Annotated in this window: 3 protein-coding genes; 2 read left to right on the forward strand and 1 reads right to left on the reverse strand. The window is 64.4% G+C overall.

Features of this window, described 5'->3' with window-relative positions:
• Together ABI213_RS10335 and eda are read left to right on the forward strand one after the other, a co-directional pair.
• Positions 1–408: dihydroxy-acid dehydratase (locus ABI213_RS10335; RefSeq protein ID WP_348026955.1), on the forward strand; the 408-nt coding region annotated here is incomplete at its 5' end.
• Positions 399–1,055, forward strand: a complete 657-nt coding sequence (gene eda / locus ABI213_RS10340) for a bifunctional 4-hydroxy-2-oxoglutarate aldolase/2-dehydro-3-deoxy-phosphogluconate aldolase (protein ID WP_348026957.1) — start codon at positions 399–401, stop codon at positions 1,053–1,055. The genes ABI213_RS10335 and eda, both read left to right, overlap by 10 nt.
• A gap of 30 nt (positions 1,056–1,085) precedes the next feature.
• On the opposite strand, the gene ABI213_RS10345 is transcribed toward eda, so the two are convergent.
• A partial coding sequence (locus ABI213_RS10345) for a caspase family protein (RefSeq protein ID WP_348026959.1) occupies positions 1,086–1,510 on the reverse strand: 425 nt, incomplete at its 5' end.

Genomic DNA, 1,510 nt, shown 5'->3' on the forward strand with positions numbered 1-1,510 from the left:
GTGTGCGTGGTGCGCTGGCAAGGCCCCCAAGCCAACGGCATGCCCGAGCTGCACAAACTCACCCCCCCGCTGGCGGTATTGCAAGGCAAGGGCTACCGCGTGGCCTTGGTCACCGATGGGCGCATGAGCGGTGCGTCTGGCAAGGTGCCCGCCGCCATCCACGTATCCCCCGAAGCCCTGGCCGGTGGCCCGCTGGCCAAGCTGCTGGACGGCGACGTCGTGCGCCTGGATGCTGTGGCCGGTACGCTGCAAGCCCTGGTTTCTGATGCCGAATGGGCCGCCCGTCCCCTGGCCACCATGCCCGAAGCGCTGCGCATTGCGAACGGCTTCGGCATGGGCCGCGAACTTTTTTCGGGCATGCGCCGCAATGCCCTCACCGCTGAACAAGGAGCTCTCTCATGGGTCTAAGCACACACACTGGCCGCTGGACGGCCCTGCAAGTCATGCAAGACGCACCGGTGATTCCGGTCATCGTGCTCAACGACGTAGCCCACGCCGTGCCGCTGGCGCGCGCGCTGGTCGCTGGCGGCATCCGCATGCTGGAAGTCACACTGCGCACCCCGCAGGCGCTGGAGTGCATTGAGCGCATCGCCAAGGAAGTGCCCGATGCCGTCATTGGCGCAGGCACCATCCGCAGCGCCGCCGACGCGCAAGCCGCCGCCAAGGCCGGTGCGCTGTTTGGCGTGAGCCCCGGTTACACCCGCACGGTAGGCCAGGCTTGCCGCGATGCCGGTTTGGCGCTATTGCCCGGCGTGGCTACAGGTAGCGAGATCATGATGGCCCAAGAAGACGGCTTCACCGAACTCAAGTTTTTCCCGGCCATGCAAGCCGGTGGCCCGGCCATGCTCAAGGCCTGGAGCGGCCCGTTCTTTGACGTGAAGTTCTGCCCCACCGGTGGCGTGACGCTGCAAAACGCGCCCGAGTTTCTGGCGCTGCCCAACGTGATTTGCGTCGGTGGTTCGTGGATCGTGCCCACCGATGCCATGAAGTCGGGCGACTGGGGCCGTATCACCCAGCTGTGTCTAGATACGGCGGCCTTGAAGAAGGCGGCATAAAACACAAAGCGCCTTTTCAGGCGCTTTTTTTTAGACTGAAAAAGGCTTTTGCTTCAAAAATGGCCCTGCCTTGCCCAATGTGAACAGGTTGGGCGACTGGGTGGGGGGCAAACCCGCACGCACCTTGGCGTGGAATTGCCGGTAGGTGCCGGTAAACGTGCCGTTAGCCCACACTTTGAGCACCTGCTCGGTGAACGCGCCGTTGTGGTCACCGTCCATCGAGGTCTGGTTGTCCTGGCAACCCGACACCAACACCAGCGACGGTTTGAACTGGCTCACCACGGCGGTCAGACGGTTGCTGACTGACACCTGGGTCAAGGCGGTATCGGGGTCGGCAACCTGCCCACCTGCGGCCTTGGCCACATCCACCTGCAGCTTGTCGTAAAACGCCTTGTGGTCGCGGTAGACGCGCATGGCAACCCCCAGGGGCATGGCCCGCGAGCCGGGTTCGTTGG

Source organism: Rhodoferax sp. (assembly GCF_039922535.1).
Classification (GTDB): domain Bacteria; phylum Pseudomonadota; class Gammaproteobacteria; order Burkholderiales; family Burkholderiaceae_C; genus Rhodoferax_B.